This is a genomic window from Streptomyces sp. NPDC086835, assembly GCF_044745705.1.
Taxonomy (GTDB): domain Bacteria; phylum Actinomycetota; class Actinomycetes; order Streptomycetales; family Streptomycetaceae; genus Streptomyces.
The window spans coordinates 145612-163542 of the sequence record NZ_JBIVAU010000005.1 but is presented as its reverse complement, the minus strand read 5'-3'; the positions used below and the strand labels follow the sequence as shown (position 1 = coordinate 163542).

The 17931-nt window shown below is 71.1% G+C and carries 15 protein-coding genes; 5 read left to right on the top strand and 10 right to left on the bottom strand.

What is annotated here, in order from left to right; translation table 11 throughout:
* Positions 1-2: 2 nt before the first annotated feature.
* The 6 genes from ACIPJI_RS18585 to ACIPJI_RS18560 all read right to left on the bottom strand — a co-directional run bounded on the left by ACIPJI_RS18585 (position 3) and on the right by ACIPJI_RS18560 (position 8063).
* Positions 3-515 (bottom strand): MaoC family dehydratase, encoded by a 513-nt coding sequence (locus tag ACIPJI_RS18585; protein ID WP_307709260.1) that lies wholly within the window; start codon positions 513-515, stop codon positions 3-5.
* A 5-nt stretch (positions 516-520) separates the two neighbouring features.
* On the bottom strand, positions 521-1495 hold the full coding sequence (locus ACIPJI_RS18580) for a CoA ester lyase (RefSeq protein WP_307709261.1): 975 nt from the start codon (positions 1493-1495) through the stop codon (positions 521-523).
* A complete protein-coding gene (locus ACIPJI_RS18575; protein WP_307709262.1) occupies positions 1492-3504 on the bottom strand; it encodes a protein meaA in 2013 nt (670 codons plus the stop codon). Before ACIPJI_RS18575 ends, ACIPJI_RS18580 begins: the two co-directional genes overlap by 4 nt.
* Positions 3505-3513: 9 nt before the next feature.
* Complete coding sequence (gene ccrA, locus ACIPJI_RS18570) at positions 3514-4851, bottom strand: crotonyl-CoA carboxylase/reductase (RefSeq protein ID WP_307709263.1); 1338 nt, start codon at positions 4849-4851, stop codon at positions 3514-3516.
* Positions 4852-5314: 463 nt separating this feature from the next.
* A complete protein-coding gene (locus ACIPJI_RS18565) occupies positions 5315-6160 on the bottom strand; it encodes a TetR family transcriptional regulator (protein WP_402247363.1) in 846 nt (281 codons plus the stop codon).
* Positions 6161-6281: 121 nt separating this feature from the next.
* Positions 6282-8063 carry a 3-hydroxybutyryl-CoA dehydrogenase gene (locus ACIPJI_RS18560; RefSeq protein WP_356620096.1) on the bottom strand — a complete coding sequence of 594 codons (1782 nt, stop codon included), beginning with the start codon at positions 8061-8063 and terminating at the stop codon, positions 6282-6284.
* Between the two features lie 339 nt (positions 8064-8402).
* Between ACIPJI_RS18560 and ACIPJI_RS18555 the strand changes: the two genes are divergently transcribed.
* Positions 8403-8972: an adenylosuccinate lyase gene (locus ACIPJI_RS18555; protein ID WP_402247360.1), complete on the top strand. Its 570-nt coding sequence runs from the start codon at positions 8403-8405 to the stop codon at positions 8970-8972.
* A 56-nt stretch (positions 8973-9028) separates the two neighbouring features.
* Complete coding sequence (locus ACIPJI_RS18550; protein ID WP_356620092.1) at positions 9029-9715, top strand: HAD-IA family hydrolase; 687 nt, start codon at positions 9029-9031, stop codon at positions 9713-9715.
* A 191-nt stretch (positions 9716-9906) separates the two neighbouring features.
* Here the strand turns inward: ACIPJI_RS18550 and ACIPJI_RS18545 are convergent, their stop codons facing one another.
* Positions 9907-11541, bottom strand: a complete 1635-nt coding sequence (locus tag ACIPJI_RS18545) for a sensor histidine kinase (RefSeq protein ID WP_402247358.1) — start codon at positions 11539-11541, stop codon at positions 9907-9909.
* The gene (locus ACIPJI_RS18540) at positions 11538-12422 is read right to left on the bottom strand and encodes a response regulator transcription factor (protein ID WP_402247356.1); all 885 of its coding nucleotides are present in this window, start codon (positions 12420-12422) and stop codon (positions 11538-11540) included. The genes ACIPJI_RS18545 and ACIPJI_RS18540 overlap by 4 nt, the downstream gene beginning before the upstream one ends.
* 341 nt (positions 12423-12763) lie before the next feature.
* Between ACIPJI_RS18540 and ACIPJI_RS18535 the strand changes: the two genes are divergently transcribed.
* Together ACIPJI_RS18535 and ACIPJI_RS18530 are read left to right on the top strand one after the other, a co-directional pair.
* Positions 12764-13378 (top strand): carbonic anhydrase, encoded by a 615-nt coding sequence (locus tag ACIPJI_RS18535; RefSeq protein ID WP_307709269.1) that lies wholly within the window; start codon positions 12764-12766, stop codon positions 13376-13378.
* Positions 13379-13435: 57 nt separating this feature from the next.
* Entirely contained in the window at positions 13436-15394 is a 1959-nt protein-coding gene (locus ACIPJI_RS18530; RefSeq protein ID WP_402247354.1) for a SulP family inorganic anion transporter, read from the top strand.
* A gap of 253 nt (positions 15395-15647) precedes the next feature.
* Here the strand turns inward: ACIPJI_RS18530 and ACIPJI_RS18525 are convergent, their stop codons facing one another.
* Together ACIPJI_RS18525 and ACIPJI_RS18520 are read right to left on the bottom strand one after the other, a co-directional pair.
* Positions 15648-16187: a GNAT family N-acetyltransferase gene (locus ACIPJI_RS18525; RefSeq protein WP_402247712.1), complete on the bottom strand. Its 540-nt coding sequence runs from the start codon at positions 16185-16187 to the stop codon at positions 15648-15650.
* Positions 16188-16282: 95 nt separating this feature from the next.
* Positions 16283-17326: an Rv2578c family radical SAM protein gene (locus ACIPJI_RS18520; protein WP_402247352.1), complete on the bottom strand. Its 1044-nt coding sequence runs from the start codon at positions 17324-17326 to the stop codon at positions 16283-16285.
* 136 nt (positions 17327-17462) lie between these two features.
* On the opposite strand from ACIPJI_RS18520, the gene ACIPJI_RS18515 reads away from it, so the two are divergent.
* Positions 17463-17906, top strand: a complete 444-nt coding sequence (locus tag ACIPJI_RS18515) for an SRPBCC family protein (RefSeq protein WP_356620081.1) — start codon at positions 17463-17465, stop codon at positions 17904-17906.
* Positions 17907-17931: the final 25 nt, after the last annotated feature.

Here is a 17931-nt window from a genome sequence, read left to right as displayed (position 1 = left end):
GACTACTTCTCCTGTGACTTCAGCTCGGGCCGGCCGGGCTGCTCGCCGCCGCGCGCCTTGATGTACGTCTCCGTCGGGACCATCACCTTGCGCCGGAAGACGCAGACGAGGGTGCCGTCCTGCTTGTAACCCTTGGTCTCCACGTAGACGATCCCGCGGTCGTTCTTCGACTTGGAGGGCGTCTTGTCGAGGACGGTGGTCTCGCCGTAGATGGTGTCGCCGTGGAAGGTCGGCGCCACGTGCCGCAGCGACTCGATCTCCAGGTTGGCGATGGCCTTGCCGGAGACGTCCGGTACGGACATGCCGAGCAGCAGCGAGTAGATGTAGTTGCCCACCACGACGTTCTTGCCGAAGTCCGTCGTGTTCTCCGCATAGTTGACGTCCATGTGGAGGGGGTGGTGGTTCATCGTCAGGAGGCAGAAGAGGTGGTCGTCGTACTCGGTGACCGTCTTCCCGGGCCAGTGCTTGTAGACGGCCCCGACCTCGAACTCCTCGTAGGTGCGTCCGAACTGCATGGCGGTCAGGCCTCCGGGATCTCGAACTTGCTGGTGCGCTGCATGCCGGCCGCGCGCCCCTTGCCGGAGACGACGAGGGCCATCTTGCGGCTGGCCTCGTCGATCATCTCGTCGCCGAGCATCGCCGAGCCCTTCTTGCCGCCCGCCTCCGACGTGTAGTAGTCGTACGCGTCGAGGATCAGCTCCGCGTGGTCGTAGTCCTCCTGCGACGGCGAGAAGATCTCGTTGGACGCCTCGACCTGCCCCGGGTGGAGCACCCACTTGCCGTCGAAGCCGAGCGCGGCGGCGCGCTGCGCGACCGCACGGTAGCCGTCGATGTTGCGGATCTGCAGGTAGGGGCCGTCGATCGCCTGGAGGTTGTTGGCGCGGGCCGCCATCAGGATCTTCATCAGGATGTAGTGGTACGCGTCGGCGTCGTAACCGGGGGGCTGCTCGCCGACGACCAGGGACTTCATGTTGATGGAGGCCATGAAGTCGGCCGGGCCGAAGATGATCGTCTCCACGCGCGGCGACGCCTGGGCGATCGCGTTGACGTTGTTGAGGCCCTGCGCGTTCTCGATCTGCGCCTCGATGCCGATCTTGCCGACCTCGAAGCCCATCGTCTTCTCGATCTGGGTGAGCAGCAGGTCCAGCGCCACGATCTGCTGGGCGTCCTGCACCTTCGGCAGCATGATGCAGTCGAGGTTCTGGCCGGCGCCCTCGACGACCGTGACGACGTCACGGTAGGTCCAGTGCGTGGTCCAGTCGTTGACCCGCACGACCCGCGTCTTGCCGGTCCAGTCGCCCTCGTTGAGGAACTTCACGATGGTGTGGCGCGCGTCCGGCTTGGCGAGCGGCGCGCAGGCGTCCTCCAGGTCCAGGAAGACCTGGTCGGCGGGCAGACCCTGGGCCTTCTCCAGGAACCGCGGATTCGAGCCGGGCACCGCCAGGCAGGAACGGCGCGGACGAAGACGGTTGACCGGGTGCACAGGGGTGCTCATGCGGGGACCTCCAGAGGGTCGAGCTTGTTCGCTTTACGGATCTCGTCGACGATACGGCCGATGATCTCCGTGATACCGAAGTCCTTCGGGGTGAAGACGGCGGCCACGCCCGCCTCCTTCAGGGCGGCGCCGTCGGCGTTCGGGATGATCCCGCCGACGATCACCGGAATGTCCGCGGCGCCCGCCTCGCGCAACCGTGCGAGTACGTCCGGCACCAGCTCGGCGTGCGAGCCGGACAGGATGGAGAGGCCGACGCAGTGCACGTCCTCCGCGAGGGCGGCGGAGACGATCTGCTCAGGCGTGAGCCGGATGCCCTGGTAGACCACCTCGAACCCGGCGTCGCGGGCCCGTACGGCGATCTGCTCGGCGCCGTTGGAGTGCCCGTCCAGGCCCGGCTTGCCGACCAGCAGCCGCAGCCGGCCGGAGCCCAGCTCGTCCGCGGTACGCGCCACCTTCTCGCGCACGGCGGCGAGCGGGGTGCCCGCCTCCGCGGTGACGGCCACCGGGGCGCTGCTGACGCCCGTCGGCGCACGGAACTCGCCGAAGACGTCACGCAGCGCCCAGGCCCACTCGCCGGTGGTGACGCCCGCACGCGCACACTCGACGGTGGCCGCCATCAGGTTCTCGGTGCCCGCCGCGGCCTTCTTCAGCGCCGCGAGGGCCTCTGCCGCACGGGACTCGTCGCGGTCCGCGCGCCACTCGTGCAGCTTCGCCACGACCCGGGCCTCGTTCGCCGGGTCGACCGTCATGATCGCCGTGTCGAGGTCCGCGGTGAGCGGGTTCTCCTCGGTGGTCTCGTAGATGTTGACGCCGACGATCTTCTCGTCGCCCGCCTCGATCCGTGCCCGCCGCTCGGCGTGCGAGGAGACCAGCTGGGACTTGAGGTAGCCGGACTCGACGGCCGCCATCGCGCCGCCCATCTCCTGGATCCGGTCGATCTCCGCCAGGCACTCGGCGACGAGCGACTCGACCTTGGCCTCGATGACGTGCGACCCGTCGAAGATGTCCTCGTACTCCAGCAGGTCCGACTCGTGCGCCAGCACCTGCTGGATGCGCAGCGACCACTGCTGGTCCCAGGGCCGGGGCAGACCCAGCGCCTCGTTCCACGCGGGCAGCTGCACGGCGCGCGCCCGGGCGTCCTTGGAGAGCGTGACGGCCAGCATCTCGAGCACGATGCGCTGGACGTTGTTCTCCGGCTGCGCCTCGGTCAGCCCGAGGGAGTTGACCTGGACGCCGTAGCGGAAGCGGCGCTGCTTCTCGTTCTCGATGCCGTAGCGCTCGCGGGTGACCTTGTCCCAGATGCGCCCGAACGCGCGCATCTTGCACATCTCCTCGATGAAGCGGACGCCCGCGTTCACGAAGAACGAGATACGGGCGACCACGTCACCGAACTTTTCCGCCGGCACCTGGCCGGAGTCGCGCACCGCGTCGAGCACGGCGATCGCGGTGGACATCGCGTACGCGATCTCCTGCACCGGTGTGGCCCCGGCCTCCTGCAGGTGGTAGCTGCAGATGTTGATCGGGTTCCACTTGGGGATGTTGGCCACCGTGTACGTGATCATGTCGGTGGTCAGGCGCAGCGAAGGACCGGGCGGGAAGACGTGCGTCCCGCGCGACAGGTACTCCTTGACGATGTCGTTCTGGGTCGTGCCCTGGAGCCTGGTGATGTCCGCACCCTGCTCCTCGGCGACCACCTGGTACAGCGCCAGCAGCCACATGGCCGTGGCGTTGATGGTCATCGAGGTGTTCATCTGCTCCAGGGGGATGTCCTGGAACAGCCGGCGCATGTCGCCCAGATGGGAGACCGGCACCCCGACCCGGCCGACCTCGCCGCGGGCGAGGACGTGGTCGGGGTCGTAACCGGTCTGGGTCGGCAGGTCGAAGGCCACCGACAGACCCGTCTGGCCCTTGGCGAGGTTGCGCCGGTACAGCTCGTTGGACGCCTCTGCGGTCGAGTGACCGGCGTACGTCCGCATGAGCCAGGGCCGGTCCTTCTGGCGCTCTGTCATCTGCAGACCTCAGACATTCCTGAAGCGGTTGATGGCGTCGAGGTGCTTCTCGCGCATCTCGGGGTCGCGGACGCCGAGGCCTTCCTGCGGGGCGAGGGCGAGGACGCCGACCTTGCCCTGGTGGAGGTTGCGGTGCACGTCGTACGCGGCCTGGCCGGTGTCCTCGAGGGAGTAGACCTTCGAGAGCGTCGGGTGGATCTTGCCCTTGGCGATGAGGCGGTTGGCCTCCCACGCCTCGCGGTAGTTCGCGAAGTGCGAGCCGATGATCCGCTTCAGCGACATCCACAGGTAGCGGTTGTCGTACTCGTGCATGTAGCCCGAGGTCGAGGCGCAGGTGGTGATGGTGCCGCCCTTGCGGGTGACGTAGACGCTCGCGCCGAAGGTCTCGCGGCCGGGGTGCTCGAAGACGATGTCGATGTCCTCGCCGCCGGTGAGTTCGCGGATGCGCTTGCCGAAGCGCTTCCACTCCTTCGGGTCCTGGGTCTGCTCGTCCTTCCAGAACTTGTAGCCCTCGGCGTTGCGGTCGATGATCGCCTCGGCGCCCATTTTCCGGCAGATGTCCGCCTTCTGGTCGCTGGAGACGACACAGATCGGGTTGGCGCCGCCGGCCAGTGCGAACTGGGTGGCGTAGGAGCCGAGTCCGCCGCTGGCGCCCCAGATGAGGACGTTGTCGCCCTGCTTCATGCCGGCGCCGTTGCGGGAGACGAGCTGGCGGTACGCGGTGGAGTTGACCAGGCCCGGGGAAGCGGCCTCCTCCCAGCTGAGGTGCTTGGGCTTGGGCATCAGCTGGTTGGACTTGACGAGCGCGATCTCGGCCAGGCCGCCGAAGTTGGTCTCGAAGCCCCAGATGCGCTGCTCGGGGTCGAGCATCGTGTCGTTGTGGCCGTCGGAGGACTCCAGCTCGACGGAGAGGCAGTGCGCGACGACCTCGTCCCCGGGGTTCCAGGCGTTCACGCCGGGGCCGGTGCGCAGGACGACGCCCGCGAGGTCGGACCCGATGACGTGGTACGGCAGGTCGTGGCGCTTGGTGAGCTCGGACAGGCGTCCGTAGCGCTCCAGGAAGCTGAAGGTGGACACCGGCTCGAAGATCGAGGTCCACACGGAGTTGTAGTTGACCGAGGAGGCCATGACCGCAACCAGGGCCTCGCCGGGGCCGAGCTCCGGCACCGGCACGTCCTCGACATGGAGGGACTTGCGGGGGTCCTTCTCCCGCGTGGTGAGGCCCTCGAACATGTCGACCTCGTCCTTGTGCACGGTGACCGCGCGGTAGGACTCGGGGATGGTCAGAGCGGCGAAGTCGGCGGACGTGGACTCCGTCGACTGGATCGCGTCCAGGATTTCCTTCACGGTGTTGCCTCCGGCGAAGAGCGTCTGAGGGGGACGCTGAGGGGTACGTCGGGTGGTGCTGCTGCTGTGGAGGTGTGCCGTCGGTTCGGCGGGTGGTGCTCAGTGGCGGCGCTGGTGGGCGCTGAAGGTGCCTGTGACGCAGGCGTCCGGGCGCGCAGCGCGATGGTTGCGGGGACAGCCGGCGTACGAATGGTCTCTGCACGCCGGCCGCCCGGACAACATCAACGTATGGCACCCCGTGCCAGGTGACAAGACACTGCGTGCCAAGAATTTCTCTCAGATGCAATCCGCCGGACACATATGAGCGATGATCGATCGAATGGGGCCCTGAACAGCGCGAACGGCCGCCCCGGGGACGGGGCGGCCGTGACGTTGTGTGTGTATGCGTGCCGGTGGAGTTAGGAGTCGTGAGGTGACTCTCGCGACGGCGGGTACCGCCGGACGGGTGAATCTGTGCGACTGGTCAGCCGCTCTTGAGTGCCTGCTCGATCGTCCGCATGACCTCGCTCAGCGGCGCGTCCGTGCGGGCCACGGCCACCAGCACCTCGCCCTGCGTGCGGGCCGTGGCCGCCGGCTCCTCGGCCGCCGGCGTGGTCTCGCCCATGACCGTGCCGCTCTTGCGGCCGGCCCCTATGCCCGAACCGAACGTGTCGCGGACGATCGCGAACGCGTGGTCGAGCTGGGCCTCCACGTCGCCCTGGCCACCGGCCCGCAGCCAGCGGCGCAGCACGTGGTTGTGCGCGGTGACGACCGCGGAGGCGGCCACCTCCGCCAGCAGCGGGTCGTCATTGCCGTCGTGGTGGTCACGCTCGTCGAAATGGCCCAGGAGATAGCGCGTGAACAGGCGCTCGTAGCGGGCCACCGACGCGATCTCGCGCTCCCGCAGCGTCGGCACCTCGCGGGTCAGGCGATAGCGCTCCACGGAGACCGCGGGGGAGGCCGCGTACATCCGCATGACCTCTTTGATGCCGCGGCAGACCGTGTCCAGCGGATGCTCGTGGGGCGGCGCGGCGTTCAGCACCGCCTCCGCCCGCACCAGCGTGTCGTCGTGGTCCGGGAAGATCGCCTCTTCCTTGGAGCGGAAGTGCCGGAAGAAGGTCCGCCGTGCCACACCCGCCGTGGCGGCGATCTCGTCGACGGTCGTCGCCTCGTAGCCCTTGGTCGCGAACAACTCCATGGCCGCCGCCGCCAGTTCACGGCGCATCTTCAGACGTTGCGCGGCGGCGCGGGAGCCTGCGGCGCTCTCCGGAGCGTCGGCCTGGGCGCCGGTGCGGCCGGTGCGGCGGGAGGGATCAGCGGGCTGGGGCATGATCTGAACGTACTGCATTCGAGCAGCTGAATGCGCCCACGGGGCGGTGCCGGCGTCGGACGGGGCCGGAGCCGGGGACGGGCCGCCCGGACCGAGCAGCCCGCCCCATCCGGCGTCGGACTCAGCGCCGGGCATATTCGCGGAAGCCGCGTCCCGTCTTGCGGCCGAGGCAGCCCGCCGCCACCAGGTGCTCCAGCAGCGGCGCCGGGGCGAGACCAGGGTCGCGGAACTCGCTGTGCAGCACCTTCTCGATGGCCAGCGAGACATCGAGCCCGACCACGTCGAGCAGTTCGAACGGGCCCATCGGGTAGCCGCCGCCGAGCTTCATCGCGGCGTCGATGTCGTCGAGAGTGGCGTAGTGCTCCTCGACCATCTTGATCGCGTTGTTGAGGTACGGGAAGAGCAGTGCGTTCACGATGAAGCCGGCACGGTCGCCGCAGTCCACCGGGTGCTTCTTGATCTTCGCGGTGACCTCGCGGACCGTGGCGTGCACATCGTCGGAGGTGAGGACCGTGCGGACCACCTCGACCAGCTTCATCGCCGGCGCCGGGTTGAAGAAGTGCATCCCGATGACGTCCTCGGGGCGCGAGGTGGCGCGGGCACAGGCGACGACCGGCAGCGACGAGGTCGTGGTGGCGAGCACCGCGCCCGGCTTGCAGATCTTGTCCAGGGTGGCGAACAGCTGCTGCTTGATCTCCAGGTCCTCGGCCACCGCCTCCAGCGCCAGATCGACGTCGGAGAAGGCGTCCAGCGAACCGGCGGGCGCGATACGGGCGAGGGTGGCCTCGCGGGCCTCCTCCGTCATCCGGCCCTTGGAGACCGAGCGGGCCAGCGACTTGCCGATACGGGCCTTGGCCACCTCCGCCTTCTCCAGGCTGCGGGCGGCGAGGACGACGTCGTAACCGGCCTTGGCGAAGACCTCGGCGATACCGCTCGCCATGGTGCCCGAGCCGGCCACACCCACCGAGCGGACCTCGCGGCCGGCGGCCGCCTCCGCGGACGGCTTCGGGGTCAGCGCGTCGTCGACCACCTCCGCGGTGTCCGAAGCGGCGTACGTGTAGAAGCCGCGGCCGGCCTTGCGGCCGGTCAGGCCCGCCTCGCTGAGCTGCTTCAGGACGGGCGCCGGAGCGTGCAGCCGGTCGTGCGACTCCGCGTACATGGCGTCCAGGACGGTACGGGCGGTGTCGATGCCGATCAGGTCGAGCAGCGCGAGCGGTCCCATCGGCAGACCGCAGCCGAGCTTCATCGCGGCGTCGATGTCCTCACGGGACGCGTACCGCGACTCGTACATCGCCGCCGCCTGGTTGAGGTAGCCGAACAGCAGGCCGTCGGCCACGAATCCGGGCCGGTCGCCGACCGCGACCGGCTCCTTGCCGAGCTCCTTGGCGAGCGCGGTGACGGCCTGAACGGCCGCCGGCGCGGTGAGCACGCAGGAGACCACCTCGACCAGCTTCATCGCCGGCGCCGGGTTGAAGAAGTGCAGGCCGAGCACGCGCTCAGGGTGCTCGGAATCGGCGGCGAGCCGGGTCACGGAGAGGGCGTTGGTGCCGGTGGCGATGATCGCCTGCGGCCGGACGATGCCGTCCAGCGCCCGCACGACCTGGAGCTTGGCCTCGTACGACTCGGGCACCACCTCGATGACGAGGTCGGCCTCCGCCGCGGCCTGAAGGTCACAGAAGGTGCGGAAGCGGGCGAGGGTGTTGCGGCGCTCCTCCTCGGTGATCCGCTCGCGCTCCACGGCGCGGGCGGTGGAGGCCTCGAGCGCGAGGACGGCCCGGCGGGCCGCGGCGTCGCTGACGTCGATGCCGATGACCTCACGGCCGGCGCGGGCGAGGACCTCGGCGATGCCGGTGCCCATGGTGCCGAGGCCGACGACGGCAATGGTGTGGAGAGGGGTGTCCATCACGGGACTCCAGGGATGAGTGACGACTGAATGAGGAGCGCGCGGGGCGGAACGGAAGAAACGCCGAGGAGCGCCGAATGCGCACAGGCCGGACACCGAGGGGCGTGCGGCGCGCGAAAAACGCGTGTCGTGGTGCTGGGCCGACGGGCCTGTCCCGGGCCACGTCGTACTGCGGGCTTCGAAAAGCCGAACCGACAGCCTCTCGGCGGCTGCGTCACCAGGCCGCCGAAAGCGCGGGGGTTACCCGCTCACCTGAGATTAACTCGCGGGTAACGAGCGCGCCAGCCCTGGAGTGATGTGATCTGGATCGCGCCTCCGCCCCCTCGATACCCTGCTCCCATGGACGAGGAGTTACGGTCGCTCGCAAGCCGGCTACGGGACGAGGCGGGCGGCGGCCCGGTGTACGAGCGCCTGCTGGCCACCGCCGACCATGACGAACTCGCCGCGGTCCTCACCGAACGCGAACGCCCCTTGTGGGCCCGCGAACTCGCCGCGTTCCGTCTCGGCTGCGCCGGTGACCGCCGGGCCTTCGAGTCCTTGGTCCTGCTCCTCAACCACCGCGACCCGGAGCGCTGCGTCTCCGCGGCCCACGCGCTGTTCCTGCTGGGCGACCCCAGAACCCCCCGCGCGGCGGCGGCACTTGCCACCAACGAACTCCGCGTCGCCTACGCCCTGTTGCCGGTCCGCCTGCTGACGAGGCTGCGCGCCCCCGAGTCCGCGCCGGCGCTGATGACGGTCCTGCGCCGCAGACTCACGGCCGGGGACCCCCACTGGCGCGTGGCCCTGGCCTGCGTGGAGGGCCTCGGCGCGCTCGGCGACAAACGCGCGGCCGAGCTCGTCCGCGCCGCCCTGCCCCACCCCCGCCTGACGGCCGCGGCGGCGGCGGCGCTGGCCAGGCTGGACGTATGAGGAGCCAAGGCCCGTCCGCGGATCGACCGCTCGGAGCCTGCTGGCATGATCGACGAGTGACCAGCGAACCCGCGCGTCCCGGCGCCATGAAGTACGTCCTGTTCGATGTCGACGGGACGTTGATCGATGCCGTGGAGAATCAGCGCCGGGTGTGGCGATCATGGGCAGAGCGGTACGGACTGGACGCCGATGAGGTCTACCGGGTGGCGCTGCGGACGCGGCCGTTGGAGACCTTCGCGCAGGTCGCTCCGGGCGAGGACCCTCAAGCGTGCCTGGCCGCACTGCACGAGTTGGAGGACGAGGACGTCCGATCCGGCACCTATGCGGCTTTCGACGGAGCCGCGGAACTGCTGAGTGCCCTGCGGCCCGGGAGCTGGGCCTTGGTGACCTCGAACTACGAGCACCGGGTACGCGGCCGCTTCGCCCGGACCGGCCTGCCGGTCCCGGACGTCCTCGTGGACGCGGCCGCCGTCGACGAGGGCAAGCCGTCTCCCGTGCCCTATCTGCGGGCCGCCGCGCGACTCGGCGCCGAGCCTGCGGACTGTCTGGTCATCGAGGACGCCCCCTCCGGAGTGCGCTCCGGACTGAGTGCCGGAATGACGGTGTGGGGGGTCAACGCCCCAGCGGCGGTCGACGGCGTGCACCGCCACTTCGGCACCCTGCGCGAAGCGGTCCGCGACATCCTCGCGTTCACGTCCGTGACCCCCTCTCACCAGCTGGAGGGATCCGCCGCAGTGGAATGAGGTACTCCGGGATCGGGCCCGGCGTACGGAACTGCCCGCTGCCGCGCAGGGCCGGGACCGGGAGTGCGACCAGGAGCGACGACGGGCAGGCCGGCCGTGGGCGCGGGTCGTCGGGGCGATGGGGGGGAGAACCCGGGTTCGCCTACGGCGGCCGGCGTACGCCGCCCTCGCGGCGCCCGTGTTCGTGACGCTCAGGTCCGTGGCGAGGGTCCGGCTCCGCCCGGGGCCCGCGTCGGTGTCGGGTGCCCCGGGAAGTCGTCGGTGAGGCCTGGGGCGGCAGGGGGCGCCACGCGGCGGAGACGGCCGCTGCCTGGGCGCGGGCGCAGGCGCGCGCGGGCCGCGTCCGCCATGCGGCGCGGTTTCCAGGGCGCGCGAGGGCCGTCCACCGGACGCGGCGGCGGTGCGGACGGCCGGGGCGGCACCGCGGGAAGGCGGACCACCGCGTCCAGACCGCCGTGCGGGGCCTCCTCCAGCGCGGCCCGCCCGCCGCCGGCGACGGCGAGCCGCTGTACGAGGGCGAGTCCGAGGCCGCTGCCGCCGGCGGCAGCGCCGGGAGCGCGCCAGAAGCGGTCGAAAGCGCGGGCGCGTTGCTCGGGCGGCAGACCCGGGCCTTCGTCGATGACGTGCAACTCCGCCCAGGTGGAGCGCGCTTCGCGCGACGCCCGCCGAGAAGCGCGTACCTGTCGGGTCTCGAGCCGGACCTCGGTCCCGGGCCCGGAGACCCGCAGGGCGTTGGAGAGCAGGTTGTCCAGGATCTGTTCCACCGCGCCCGGTACGGCGAGCGCATGGCCGACGCGCCCGCCGCCGAGAGTCAGCCGGCATCCGCGGGAGGCGAACAACGGGCCCCAGGTGGCGGCCCGTTCGCGGGCGCAGCGGTCGAGGTCCACCGGCTCGCGCGCGGTCGCGTGCTCTTCGAGCCGGGCCATGGCGAGCAGCGTCTCGACCATCCGGGCGAGCCGTTCGGTCTCCGTCATCGCGGCCGTGAGGTTGGCGCGGGAGCCGGGAGCGATCCCGGGCTCCAGGTTGTCCAGTCTCAGCCGCAGCGCGGCGAGCGGTGTCTTGAGCTGGTGGGACGCCTCGCCCGCGAAGGCCCGCTGCGACCGCATCACATGCTCGAGGCGCGCGGCGGTGTCGTTGAAGGTGCCGGCCAGTCGACGGACCTCTGGCGGGCCCGTGGTCGTCGCCAGCGTCGCACGGACGGAGAGGTCGCCGCGGGCCAGCCGGGCGGTGACGGCCTCCAGCTCCATGATGGGGCGGCCGGTCCAGCGTGCCACGGCGAGGCCCAGCCCGGCGAAGGCCGTCAGGACGAGCAGTCCCGCGACGGCGAGCGTCAGCCAGACCCGGTGCACCCGCTGGGAGACCGTCTCCGTGGGCAGCGTCAGGTGCACGGCACCGGAGCGCGAGGCTCCGGCGGTCACCGGTGCGGCCGCGGCCAGCACCTCCACCCGGCCGTAACCGCCGGTGCGCACGTCGGTGGCGGCCCGCCCGCCCATCGCGGCGCGCACGTGCCTGCGACCCAGTATGTCCCGGGCCTCGCGGTCGCTCATCGGGCGGGACGCCGCACGGACCCTGCCGTCACGGTCGAGGACGAACACCTCTCCGTCGATCCGCTCCGCACAGTGGATCACCCGTCGCGCGAGCGCCGCCGTCTGGTCGGAGCGCAGGGAGAGCCGGGCGTACGCGGCGAGGGCCTCGGCCTCGTCCTCCGCGGCCCGCACCACCCGCTGTCGCTCCGCGCCGCCGTAGACGATGCCCAGCGGTATCTCCAGGCTGAGCAGCACCAGCACGACGAGGGTGAGGTAGCTCAGCCGCAGACGGCGGGTCACGGTGGCGGCACCTGATCAAGGACCGGCGGCACCTGATGAGGTACCGGCGGCTCCCGGTCAGGGGCCGGACTCGGGCGCCCGGCACCGGCCGGGCCGGGGAAGGAGAGGTGGTCGGTCAGCCGGAAGCCCACACCGCGTACGGTCTCGATCCAGCGGGTGTCACCGAGCTTGCGCCGCAGCGTCGCCACGTGGACGTCCAGCGTCCTGGTCGGGCCGTGGAAGTGCGGGTCCCACACCTGGTCGATGATCTGCCGGCGGGTGTAGACGGCGCCGGGGTCCTCCGCCAGCAGTGCCAGCAGGTCGAACTCCTTCGCCGTGAGGGCCACTTGTTCCGCGCCCAGCCGTACCTGGCGGGTACGCCGGTCGACGACGAGACCTCCCGGCCGGGCGGTCTTCGCGCCGCCGGGGGTCCGCCGGGCGCGGGCATCGGGCGGGAGTTCCGTGCCGGCGGCTCCGGCCGAAGGCTCCGGCAGGGCGGTCACCGTCGCCGGGCGGGCCCCTTCCGGCGGACCCGTGAAGCCATGGGCGGCAGCGGCCGTGCGTCGGGTGACCGCCCGGACCCGGGCGATCAGCTCACGAATGCTGAAAGGTTTCGCCAGGTAGTCGTCGGCACCGATCTCCAGACCCACGATCCGGTCGGCCTCCCCGCCCCGCGCCGTGAGCATGATGATGGGCACGTCGGAGACCTGACGGATGTGCCGGCAGACGTCGATCCCGTCGATGTCCGGCAGACCGAGATCCAACAGGACGATGTCCCCGTAGGGCGCGCCGAGCGCCTCCGCGCCGGTGGCGACCCGTTCCACCGCCAGCCCGTAGCGCGCCAGTCCTTCGGTCAGGGGCTCGGCGATGGTGTCGTCGTCCTCGATGAGCAACACCCGCATGGTCGTCCTCCCATCCGTCCGTTCTCGGCGACACGTCGGGGCCCTGCCGGGGCGCGCGGCCTGGCCGCGCCTCAAATTCCTTGTATGCAGGGCGAGTTCGGCATCTGCACCGTACAACAGGGGGTCGCCGGGAAGATCGTGACTCATCCCACGCCCGACGACCCGCGTTCCGGGGCCTGTTCTTCGTACACACCCTGCCGCCGCAGAGAACTGGCCGGATCATGTGCGGGCCTTGACGTGCTGCTGGCCTGGCTCTGACGACCGCGTCCCTACGGTCGTTGCCACAGTCCGCAGGTGCCGCCCCCGGGGCGAGCACCGCTGCGACCCCCCAGGAGGCAACCATGCAGGCCCTTCTCGACCATGCGCGTTCCTTCCACCGGAATCCGGGCAGGGACCCCGACACCCTTCGCGCCCTCGCGGCCGGCCAGTCGCCAAAGGCCATGGTCATCAGCTGCTCGGACTCCCGCGTCGTCCCCGCGCTCATCACGGGCGCCGGACCCGGCGAGGTGTTCGAACTGCGCAACGCCGGCAACATCGTGCCCCCGCCCGGCTCGGGCGCCCCCTCCGGCGAGGCCGCCACCATCGAGTACGCGCTCCAGGTGCTCGGCGTACGGGACGTGGTGGTGTGCGGCCACTCCCACTGCGGGGCGATGGACGCCCTCGCCTCGGGCAGCGACCTGTCCGGGCTCCCGGGCGTCGAGGCGTGGCTGTCGCTGGTGCGGCCCGCGCTCACCCCGTACCTCACCCCGTACCTCGGCACGCGCCCCGGCAAGGACGCGCGTCTCGAGCGGATCGTGCAGCGCAACATCGTGCACCAGCTCGCGGTGCTCGGCTCCTACCCGGCGGCCCGCCGGCTCATGAACGCGGGCGAACTCCGCCTGCACGGCTGGTACTACCGCGTCGAGACCGGAGCGCTGCTGGAGCTCGGGGACGACGGGACGTTCGAGGCCCGCTGACGTCCCACCGCTCGGCCCCTCTCGCACCGAACGGCTCCCCCCAAAGGACCCCCTTTCATGACTTCCCCCACCCGAAAACGCGCCCGTCACGCCCGCCCCCCGACCAGGACCTTCCCCACCCGTCCCGCCGCCGGGCACCGCCCGGCCGGCGGGCCCGCGGGCCGGCGCCCGACCCTCGCCGAAGAACTGCGCGGGGCCTCCCTCGTCACCGAGATCGTGGCATCGTTCGTCGTCTTCCTCGTCGCCCTACCCCTGTGCATCGGAGTGGCTGTCGCCTCCGGCGCGCCCGCCGAACTCGGCATCGTCTCCGGTGTGGTCGGCGGGCTGGTCGTCGGCCTGATGCGCGGCAGCACCCTCCAGGTCAGCGGGCCCGCGGCGGGGCTCGCCGCGCTGGTCGCGGAGGCCGGCGCCGCGCACGGGCTGGCGACCCTCGGCGTCATCGTGCTGGCGACCGGGATCCTCCAGATCGCCCTCGCGCTCATCAAGCTCGGCCGGATGTTCCAGGCGATCTCCGTCGCCGTCGTCCAGGGCATGCTGGCGGGCATCGGCCTGCCCCTCATGATCAGTCAGTCCTATGTGCTGGCCGACAGCAAGGCACCGGGCACCCCCGTGGAGAACGCGCTCGGCCTGCCCGGCCTGGTCACCACGGCCCTGAGCACCACCGACGCGCTGATCGCCACGGCGCTCGGACTCGCGACCGTGGCGCTGTGCTTCGTCTGGAAGAAGGTGCCCGGCCCCGTGGCCAAGGTGCCGGCGCCGCTGGTCGCGGTCGCCGTGGGGATGGTGGTGGCCGCGCTGCCCGGGGTGCGGATCGACACCCTCCGAGTGGGCGATCTGGCGGCCTCCGTGCACTTTCCCGGCGCCGCCGAGTTCGCCTCGCTGGCCGACCCGGCCGTCATGGCCACCGTGCTCACGTTCACGGTGATCGCCTCGGCGGAGAGCTTGTTCACCGCCGCCGCCGTGGACCGTATGCACACCGGCCCCCGCACCCGCTACAACAGCGAACTGCTCTCCCAGGGTGTCGGCAACACGGTGTGCGGCTCCCTGGGCGCGCTGCCCATGACGGCCGTGGTCGCGCGCAGTTCGGCCAATGTCCAGGCGGGAGCGAGGACACGGCTCTCCCGCACGCTCCACGGCCTGTGGCTGCTGGGCTTCGCCCTGCTGCTGCCCGGCCTCCTCGCCCTGATCCCCATCACGGTGCTGGCCGGGGTGCTGGTGCACAGCGGCTTCAAGCTCCTCGCGCCGGAACAGTTCCCGCGGCTGTGGAAGCAGGACAAGGGAGAGGCGGTCGTCATGGTGGTCACCACCTTCGCGATCTTCGGTACGGCCCTGCTGGAAGGCGTCCTCATCGGCCTGGCCGCGGGTGTCGTGCTCGCCGTGCTCCGCATGTCCCGGACCACCGTTCGGCACAGCACCGACGGGGACACGGCGAAACTCACGATGACCGGCAGCGCCACCTTCATCAGGCTGCCGCAGTTGCTCGACGCGCTCGACGCCGTCGCCGCTGCCGGCAGCCCCAGGATCCGGCTCGACCTCACGGCCATGACCCACCTCGACCACGCCTGCCGCACCCAGATCGACGAGTTCGTCGCCCAGCAGCGCAGGAGCGGAACGGTCCGGGTGGAACTGCTGCTCCCGGGCGGCCCGAACGGTGCTCCCGCGGTGAAGCCCGGTGGGCCGCCGCCGGGCAACGGCGTACCGGGGGCGGCGGGGGAGGAGCTGCCCGACCTCCCCTACCGCACGGAGCGGCCGGCCCCGGGCCGGAGCGCCACGCCGTCCCGTCCCGGCGTCGAACCGTTCGCTCCCGAGCGGGAGTTCACCGGCACAGCCACCACAGCGGAGTTCGACGTCGGAGAGTGGGAGCAGGCGTACGTGGGTGAGGCCGCCCGCCGCGAGGCCGGTACGCCCCAAGAGGCATCGCACCACCGCGACCCGAGGCGGTCCGACCCTGCCGGCGGCGGCCGTCACGACACACGGGCTCCCGGCCCGTACGACGTCTTCGACGGCCTCGGCTGACACGTTCGCCCCCCCGGCGGGACGAACCGTCGGCATGTCACCGCACGTGGTGCGCCCGCAGGGCGGTGTCGTGGGTGTCGGCGGGGGTCGGCCAGGGTCGAGGCGGTCTCGTTGATCAGTACGGTCCGGTCGTTGCAGAGGAGTTGGGGACGAGGTCGTCGGGCCGGCAGTGGCCGGCGGGGTCGAAGCCCTCCAGGGACCCGGCCCGGGCGGCGTCCTTCGCCGGTGGACCTGCGGCGCCCGCGGCGGAGGCTCAGGCGCCGGCGGCCGCCGAGGGTGCTGCCAGCCACCGCGCGTAGCGCACTTCCGGGACGGTGACGCCGTCGACCTCGAAGGGCTCCTCCCTGCCGTCCGGCAGGAAGCCGGCCCGCTCGTAGAAGCGGCGGGCGCGTGCGTTCTCCTTGAGGACCCACAGCTGCATCAGGGCGAAGCCGCTCGCGCGTGCGCGCCCGGTGAGCTCCGCCGTCAATGCGTGGCCGACGCCGGACGATATCCGCTCGGGCAGGACGTAGAGGGCGTAGAGCTCGCAGGTTCCTGGCGGGGCGTCCTCGTCCCTGGCCGGTCCGAAACAGCCCCAGCCGATCACGTCCCCGTCCCGCTCCGCGACCACGTTGGTGACCCCGGTGCCGTCGGCCAGGTACCGGCGGCGGTGTACCGCGTCCTCCTCGACGCTCATGGCGTCCAGGTACGACTGAGGCATCAGCCCGGCGTACGCGTAGCGCCACCCGCCCACCCGGATCGCTGCGACCGCCTCGCAGTCGTCGACGGTCATGTCCCGTACCTTCACCGTCATCGTCACGCGCCCTCCCTCGCCGTTCTGCACCGCAGACTGCCCGCCGGCTCTCGCCGTCGCCACCAATAATCCGTCACCCAGCCGGTGACGGCTGGTCAGAGCAGCGTCAGCTGGGTCGGTTCGTCCCCGGCGGGCACGCTCTCCGGCGCGCCGCGCACCGGCAGACGCCGGTGCCCGCCGGGCCGGGAGGACGGGCCGATGCCGAACTCCGCGGCCAGTTCGTGCACATGACGGGTGATCCGGCGCTGGTACCACCTCGGCGCGTAGGCGCCCTCGGCGTAGAGACGTTCGTAGCGCGCCACCAGGTGCGGATGGTGTTCGCGCAGCCAGGCCATGAACCATTCGCGCGCGCCCGGCCGCAGGTGCAGCACGAGCGGGGTGACGGAGGTGGCCCCCGCGTCGGCGATCGCCCGGACCGTCGCGCGCAGCTGGTCCGGACGGTCCCCGAGGAACGGGATGACCGGCGCCATCAGGACACCGCAGCCGATGCCGTGGTCGGTGAGGGTGCGTACGGCGTCGAGCCGGCGCTCGGGGGAGGGGGTGCCGGGCTCGACGGTGCGCCACAGGTCCCGGTCGGTGAAGCCGACGGAGACACAGACGCCGACCTCGGTGACGTCCGCGGCCTGCCGCAGCAGGTCCAGGTCGCGCAGGATCAGGGTGCCCTTGGTGAGGATGGAGAACGGGTTCGCGTGGTCGCGCAGCGCGGAGATGATGCCGGGCATCAGCCGGTAGCGGCCCTCGGCGCGCTGGTAGCAGTCGACATTGGTGCCCATGGCGATGTGCGCCCCCTGCCACTGCCGGGACGCGAGCTGGCGGCGCAGCAGCTCGGGGGCGTTGACCTTGACGACGATCTGGGAGTCGAAGCCGATGCCGGTGTCGAGGTCCAGATAACTGTGGGTCTTACGCGCGAAGCAGTACACGCAGGCGTGCGAGCAGCCGCGGTACGGGTTCACCGTCCATTCGAACGGCATCCGGGACGCTCCGGGCACCCGGTTCAGGATCGAACGGGCGCGCACCTCGTGGAAGGTGATGCCCCTGAATTCGGGCGTGTCGAAGGTCCGGGTGGTGACGGCCGACGTCCCGAACAGGGCGGCGTCCCCTGGTGTGGCGGGGCTTTCGGCCAGATTGTCCCAGCGCATGGGTGCCTCCTCGTTCGCACTGACCACAGAATAGAACACCTGTTCCCATGATCGCCGCAAGCGCGATTTGGGGGCCCGGGCCCGAGGTGGTTGGCTAGCCGCATCCCGCTGGAGCTAGTGCTGGAGGAGCAACGAAATGGCGCAGGTCGAAGCCACCACGGAACGGATCGTCGCGGCGGACGCGGAGACGGTGTTCGATGCCGTGGCCGACTACGAGAACACCCGCGCGAAGCTCCTGCCCGAGCACTTCAGCGAATACGAGGTCCGTGAGGGCGGCGACGGTGAGGGCACCCTCGTCCACTGGAAGCTCCAGGCGACCAGCAAGCGCGTCCGGGACTGTCTGCTCGAGGTCACGGAGCCGAAGGACGGGGAACTGGTCGAGAAGGACCGCAACTCCTCCATGGTCACCACCTGGACGGTCACCCCGGCCGGTGAGGGGAAGTCCCGGGTCGTCGTGCGGACCGTGTGGAACGGCGCGGGCGGCATCGGTGGCTTCTTCGAGAGGACTTTCGCGCCCAAGGGGCTCGGCCGGATCTACGACGCCGTGCTCGCCAATCTCGCCGCGAACGTGGAGAAGTAACCTCACCGGTTCGAGTGGTCTTCCC